This window comes from Sphingomonas sp. YR710 (genome assembly GCF_900101455.1).
Classification (GTDB): Bacteria; Pseudomonadota; Alphaproteobacteria; order Sphingomonadales; family Sphingomonadaceae; genus Rhizorhabdus.
This window is the reverse complement of the sequence record NZ_FMZJ01000006.1, coordinates 252,471-259,168: the sequence shown is the minus strand read 5'-3', so window position 1 is coordinate 259,168 and position 6,698 is coordinate 252,471. Positions and strand designations below refer to the sequence as shown.

General features: G+C 60.0%; 4 protein-coding genes. 1 reads left to right on the top strand and 3 read right to left on the bottom strand.

Going from position 1 to position 6,698, the window contains the following annotated elements:
• Positions 1-432: 432 nt before the first annotated feature.
• On the bottom strand, positions 433-1,407 hold the full coding sequence (locus BLS13_RS09750) for a sugar phosphate isomerase/epimerase family protein (protein WP_176943522.1): 975 nt from the start codon (positions 1,405-1,407) through the stop codon (positions 433-435).
• A gap of 100 nt (positions 1,408-1,507) precedes the next feature.
• Positions 1,508-3,001 carry a sulfatase family protein gene (locus tag BLS13_RS09745; protein WP_093451683.1) on the bottom strand — a complete coding sequence of 498 codons (1,494 nt, stop codon included), beginning with the start codon at positions 2,999-3,001 and terminating at the stop codon, positions 1,508-1,510.
• A gap of 278 nt (positions 3,002-3,279) precedes the next feature.
• On the opposite strand from BLS13_RS09745, the gene BLS13_RS09740 reads away from it, so the two are divergent.
• On the top strand, positions 3,280-4,200 hold the full coding sequence (locus tag BLS13_RS09740; protein WP_093451682.1) for a formylglycine-generating enzyme family protein: 921 nt from the start codon (positions 3,280-3,282) through the stop codon (positions 4,198-4,200).
• 56 nt (positions 4,201-4,256) lie between these two features.
• Here BLS13_RS09740 and BLS13_RS09735 read toward each other — a convergent pair whose 3' ends face one another.
• On the bottom strand, positions 4,257-6,671 hold the full coding sequence (locus BLS13_RS09735) for a TonB-dependent receptor (RefSeq protein ID WP_176943521.1): 2,415 nt from the start codon (positions 6,669-6,671) through the stop codon (positions 4,257-4,259).
• Positions 6,672-6,698: the final 27 nt, after the last annotated feature.

The window sequence follows — 6,698 nt, the reverse complement described above, 5'->3', positions numbered from 1 at the left end:
GCCGGCGGTCTTGTTCTTCCACGAAACGGCCCATCGGCAAGCCTCCCGAAATCCCAGAAAACTCTACCATCAAGCGGCGTTTTTACACAGCCTCGACCAGCTTCCGCCGTTCGGTCCATTCGGTGCGAATGACCGCAGTTGGGCAAGGTGGCCACTGCGCGCAATAGTCGCTCCGCGAGCCGTGACAAAACGAGCGCGGCCAAAAACGGCCGTCACTCCATTGTTCTCGCGGCGTCAACATCGTGCAGTCTGGCGATAGGCGCTTCAAAGCAAATCCGCGCGAGCCAGAGATCAACTGCTGACATTCGCCCATGGTCGGCCAGATTGAGCCGACCAAAAGTGCCGGCGAGCGCGATCTCCGGCCAAGTCAGCTGTCACAGTGCGGCAATCGGCCTTCGTCGAAGTGAGACGGCCAGGACGCTGCAGATCGCGTCAAAGCTTGATCAGATAATCGAAGCTTCTCCTCGCAGCCTCTATAGGCGGTGCGGTAAAAGGCGGCTCCTGTTCGATCGCGAAGTGGCGCACGCCACATGCTGCGGCGATCGGTAGGATGGCCGGCCAGTCAATGACGCCCGCTCCCACCTCGGGGGTCTCCGTGCGCAGGACTGTGTTGGGCTTATGGCCTGGCGCAAGATCCTTGACGTGCATCAGCCGGAAACGACCCGGATTTGCCTTGAGTATTGCAACCGGATCGCAACCCGCCGCCGCTACCCAACCCACGTCCATCTCGAAGCTGACGAGCTTGGGATCGGTGTTCTGTAAGAGAATGGTGAGCCCGTCCGTATTTCCATATCGGGCAAATTCCGCATTGTGATTATGGTAAGCGAATTTCAGGCCATGGCGGCGGATTTCGGCCCCGCGTCGATTGAGATAGTCCGCTGTCCGATGCCAGTGATCGGCGGTAAGCCGCGCCAACGCGCGGCCGATCATTCGGCCGGGCGTTTCCGCGGCGGAGGCCTTTTCGTCGTCTTCGGATGGCAACGGGAAAAGCGCGCATGTCAGGAATTCGGCGCCGAGTGCATGCGCGGCGCTCGCCAGAACCCCGCTATCGGTTTGCAGGCTCATCCGCCCTGGAATCTGTATCGGCAGCACGAGCACATTCGGAACCCGCAGCCCGTTGCGGTCCAAAATCCGTCGCAGGTCTGCTGAGGATGTAGTGCCGAGATCTGTCTCGACTTCCCGAAAGCCGATTTTTGCGACTGCCTCGAGCGCTTCTTCAGGATTCGCGGTAAAGAAATCGCCGAGCATGTAAAGGCTGATACCCAGGGCATGTCCCCCGGGACCGAACAGTCTTCCGCGCGTGCGCGCCGAACCGCGGCCCGGGATGGTCGACGCGAGCGCCGCCGACAGACCACCCGCCAGCGCCGTTCGCCTCGAAATATGGACCTGCCCATCGTCCGATCGCATTGTTCGGTTCATTTACAGGCCGCCACATCGGAAAAGGCGATTCGGATCCAGATATTCGACGCGCTGGCTCGATGATGGCTTGGGCGCTTGCCGCATCAGTCTAGCTGCCATTGGGTGACCAGGGGATGTGGGGGCCGCCTAGTGGTCGCGAAGGCTTGTACTGATAGCTGTCCTTGGTCTCGAGCCGCAAGGCTTCCAGACGAGCTTTCAATCGCGCGGTTAGCGCTTCAAACCCGGGCTTCCCGTAAAGATTGTGATCTTCGTTCGGATCCTGGGCAAGGTCGTAAAGTTCGAACTCTTCGGGCTCGATGAAAAAGTGGATCAGCTTGTACTGCTCGGTTCTGATTCCCCGATGAGGTCGGACATTCTCAAAGCCGGGATATTCATAATATTCGTATAGCCAGTCCTTGCGCCAGGCCGTGGCTGCGCGTCCCATGGCAAGCCGCAAAAAGCTACGGCCTTGCATCGATGGTGCGGCCTTCAAGCCGGCAATCTCGAGCAGGGTGGGGGCCGCGTCGATATTGAGGACCATCTCGTCGCGCGCAATACCTGCCGGGACATGACCAGGCCAGCGGACCATCATGGGGATGCGGATCGATGGTTCGTACATCAGGCGCTTGTCGTAGAAATTGTGTTCGCCAAGGAAGAAGCCGTGGTCTGAACTGAGGAGAATGGCGGTTTCGTCGAGCATATTTTTGCGGGTGAGAACGTCCATCACGCGGCCGACATCTTCGTCGTTGGACTGGACGCCCGCATAGTGATCCTTGACCAATTCCTCGAGGGAGCGCGGATCGTCAACAAAGACTGCAGTGGTTCCGATCTTGTTGGTGGCGGTGCTGACCGCCCGCGAGCGCCCCGGATAGTTTTTCTGATCTTCGTCGAAGTTTTCCGGGACCGGAATGGGGATGCCGTTGAACGCGTTGAGCATTCGTCTTGGACGATAGAAGGGCGAGTGAGGCGCATAGAACCACAGAAATAGCGCAAACGGCTTTTCCGGGTCGCGACCGTCGAGCCAGTCGACGGCTTTGTCGGTCAGGAGGTCGTCGACGTAGCGATGATATGTCTTCGGTGCATCGTATTGCGAGTCCCGCCCTTCGATGACGGTGGGGTGCAGATAGTCGGCCTGGCCCTTGAAGCCGAAATAGTAATTCCAGCTATGATCGATCAGGGCACCGCCGACGTGTGATTTGCCGATGAACGCGGTCTCGTAGCCGGCTTCGTGCAACAAATCGGTGACGAGCGGGAAGCCCGGCCTGATCGTATCGTCGTCGTTGGTCGTGGCCCCGGTGGTATGGGAATAAGCGCCGGTGAGGAAGCTGGCTCGCGACGGCAGGCAGAGCGCGTTGGTGCAAAATCCGTTGCGGAATACCGCGCCCTCCCGGGCTATGCGATCCATGTGCGGGGTTTTGAGGATAGCGTTGCCCGCGAAACCGAACTCGTCATGTCGGAGACCCTCGCCAAGGAAAAACACGATGTTGGGCCGGCGTGGGCGTGGGGGGGCAATGGCCCGGCCGGCCGGGCCTGTCCCGATCGCCGCCGTTACGCTCGAAATGCCGGCCAGCACGTCGCGCCGCGAGACATTCCAATTCGACAAAGCTCTCTCCCTTCACAGTCCATCTGCCATCGTGGCGAACGTGGCAACTTGTTGGTAGCCACGCGTACGCCTAAAAGACAACGTTGTCTATTATTCTCAAGTCGGGCTTCGGCAGAAGCTCGGCCAAGCGCCGCCTTTGCGTGACGACCCCGCACCTGGGCGGAAGACGAGAGCGGGGTTCGGACCCAGGGTTGGCCCGGATGATGGCAAAGAGTAACGAACCGAGCAGGTTTGATGGAGAGTGGGTTATAGCATACCGTGAAAAGCAGAGACCCGGCATGGTGCTGATCGTAGGCGGCACTTTCGCGATGGGTTCGGAGCGCTTTTATCCCGAAGAGGCGCCGGCTCGCCGCGTGACCGTCGATTCCTTCTGGATAGACGAGACGCCGGTCACCAACCTTCAGTTCGCCCGTTTCGTGGAGGAGACGGGGCATGTAACGCTCGCGGAGATCGCGCCCGATCCGAAAGACTATCCTGGCATGACGCCCGGCATGGACAATCCCGGCTCGCTGGTCTTCCGCAAAACCCACGCTCCCGTTGATACCGGCAATCCAGGCAACTGGTGGCGCTTCGAGTTTGGCGCCGACTGGCGCCACCCTCTGGGCCCCGACAGTTCGATTGATGGCATTGAAGATCACCCCGTCGTTCATGTCGCCTATGCGGACGCCGAAGCTTACGCCCGATGGGCGGGCAAGCAGCTTCCTACCGAGGCCGAGTTCGAATATGCGGCCCGCGGCGGGTTGGAAGACGCGGATTACGCGTGGGGCGACGCGCTGGCGCCCGATGGGCGGATGATGGCCAATTACTGGCAGGGACTTTTCCCTTTCGCCAACCAGTGCCTCGATGGCTGGGAGGGGACCTCGCCGGTAAAGAGTTTTCCGGCCAACGGGTTCGGCCTCTATGACATGATCGGCAACGTGTGGGAGTGGACCCAGGACTGGTGGTCGCAACCCGGTTCGACGAAGAAGAAAAACCGGGATTCGTGCTGCACTCTCAGCAATCCGCGGGGCGGTACGCTGCACAATAGCTTCGACCCGGTCCAGCCGGCGCTTCGTGTTGGCCGCAAGGTGCTGAAGGGCGGCTCGCATCTATGTGCTGAAAACTATTGCAGGCGCTACCGGCCGGCGGCGCGCCATCCGGAAACGATCGACACCTCGACGACGCACATTGGCCTCCGCTGCGTGATACGAAGAGCGTAATCCGCGCCACGGAGGCGAGCCGAGCGGTCAGGTCCTGCGACCTGACCGCTCCGTCTTCAGTTACCCGCGTCGAAACGAACCTTGAGGCGCACGCCATAGAAGCGCGGCTTGCCGATGTTCAGTTCGTCGAACCCGAAACTGCTGAACAGCGCCAGATAGCCCACTCGGGTGAACTGGTTTGTCATGTTGGTTCCGAAAAACCCAAGATCGATCGGTCGCCCCCCGACGTTGCGCCAATCGAGGTTGAGATCGAGTTGATTAACTTCGGATGCCCGCACCGTAGTGGCGGTGGATGCGGCGGTCGTATAGGGCGACGCATGGCGGTAGGTCGCGGCGAATTCTACCGCGCCGATGGTTTCCGGCACCGGCAGGGTCAGCGTGCCAGTGATATTCGATCCGAATTTCGGCGTGAATGGAAGCGGATCGCCCGCCAGCGCCGACGCTATCACAACGTTGTAGCCCGGAAACGATGTCGGCACCGTGATCGACTGTAGCAAGGTGTTCACGTAGGTTGCCGAGGCGTTTATCCGGAAGAATGGAGCCAGCCGGACGTTTCCGTCGAATTCGACACCGTACATACGCGATTTGCCCGCATTGAAGATCGAAGTTGCGGTCGAGCCGGTCGGATTGCCGACGCCGTTGGTGTTCTGCAGGCCAACCTGAATCTGCTGGTTGCGGAGCTTGGTATAGAAGGCGGCGAAGTTGAGGTTGCCGGAAATCGCACCGCGGAAGCTCGTCTTCGTGCCCAACTCGTAATTGTCCACAGTCTCCGGATCGAAGATCGGCCGGCCCGCCACTGCGAAGGGCGCCACGGCGCCCTGGCGATAGCCGCGAGAATAGGTGCCGTAGAGCATCAGGTCTTCGCTCGGACTGTACGACAGGTTCGCCGTCCAGGTCGGCCGCGTGCTCGAAGTCCGGCCGGTCCATTGGCAATTGTCGGCAGCCGAGTAGCCAAGGGCACACCCGACGATCGTCGCGCCGACATAGGCGCCGCCACCCTGGAAAGTTGCAGTCCGACCGGACGAAAAGCCTTTCGAACGATCATAGGTGATCCGGACACCACCGGTCAGCTTGAGCTTGTCCGTGATCGCATAGGTCGCCTGCGAATAAGCCGCCATGTTTATGAACTCGATCGTCCCCGTATTGAAGGTGACGCTGCCGCTGGCACAGCGCATGGTATCGAGCGAGGTAAAAGCGACGCCGTAGAGGCACTTCGAACCGGCGCTGGGGCTTTGCGATGCGATCACGCCGCCCGGCGTGCTGTGCTCATAATAAAGCCCGACCTGATAGGTGAGCTTGTTATCGACGGCTGTCCCTTGAAACTGGAGCTCGTCGGTGAAATTCTTCTGGTCGTTGGTATGGTAGCCATCGGGATTATAGGAAAATGACGTAGAAGCGTAAGCTTGGCCCGACGTGCCAGGGAACGGCAGGTTGGTCGCAAAAAAGTCCAGCCGGTTATCCTGCCGGTAGCTCGAATAGGACATGATGTTCTTGATTGTCAGATTATCGGTGGCGAGCCACTTGGTTGTGTTGATGACCTGGAACTGGGTCGCCCTGAGCGTCGGATTGGGAAGTTTCTGCTCGACCTGAAAGCGGTCGCCGCTGGCAATCAGCCGATTGATCTGTGCCTGTGCAAGACCGCCGAAGAACGTTGCGGAATTCGCCCGGACGAGCTGCGGCAGGGTGCCGTTGTTTTCCGAATGATAGAATGAGATGATCGTGTAATTCTCGACCGTCGGCGCTACGTCGAGAACCAGGCTGCCGCGCACGGCCGTATAGTCGACATTGGCGAAGTCTTTCGGCCCGAAACCCGAGACATTATGCTCCCAGCCATCGCGGGTCTGGCGGTCAACGCCAATGCGCGCACGTGCCCATGAGGCGAGCGGCGCGTTGACCACTGCCTGGATCCGCATCATGTTGTAGTTGCCATAGGAACCTTCAACATAGCCCTCAAACTTGTTGGTTGGCTTCTTGGGGACGAGCAACACGGCACCGCCCGTCGTGTTACGGCCGAACAATGTGCCTTGCGGCCCTTTAAGGACCTGGATGTTCTGGAGGTCGAACACGCTGCCGGGGCCGGCGCCGTCGCCACCCTGCAGCGAAATGCCACCGCCACGCGGGGCAACAACGTCGGCAAAATAGGTGCCGACAGCCGCTGAGGTGCGCAGCTCCTGCGAAAAGCCGCGGATGGCAAAAGTTGAAGTAGAATCGGCGCCCTTTACGTTGAGGCCGGGCACCACCCTGCCGAGATCGTCCGAAGAAAAGACGTTCGCCTTCGTCAGCTGCTCCTGATTTACCACCGAAATGGAAATCGGAACATCCTGCAGGCGTTCCTCGACGCGCCGCGCGTTGACGATAATCTCATCGGCCGTGGCGGTCTCCCCGTCCGCTTGTGCGTGCACCTGGCCAGCCATGAAAACATGTGCCGAAACCGTCGCAAAAAGCGCCGCGCGAATATGTAGCCGGTTCATCAAATTCCCCCTCCTGATGCGGTCGTG

Excerpts from the sequence above, each read along its gene's own strand:
- BLS13_RS09750 (WP_176943522.1), bottom strand. The coding sequence starts at position 1,407 with ATGCGATCGGACGATGGGCAGGTCCATATTTCGAGGCGAACGGCGCTG.
- BLS13_RS09740 (WP_093451682.1), top strand. The coding sequence starts at position 3,280 with ATGGTGCTGATCGTAGGCGGCACTTTCGCGATGGGTTCGGAGCGCTTT.
- BLS13_RS09735 (WP_176943521.1), bottom strand. The coding sequence starts at position 6,671 with ATGAACCGGCTACATATTCGCGCGGCGCTTTTTGCGACGGTTTCGGCA.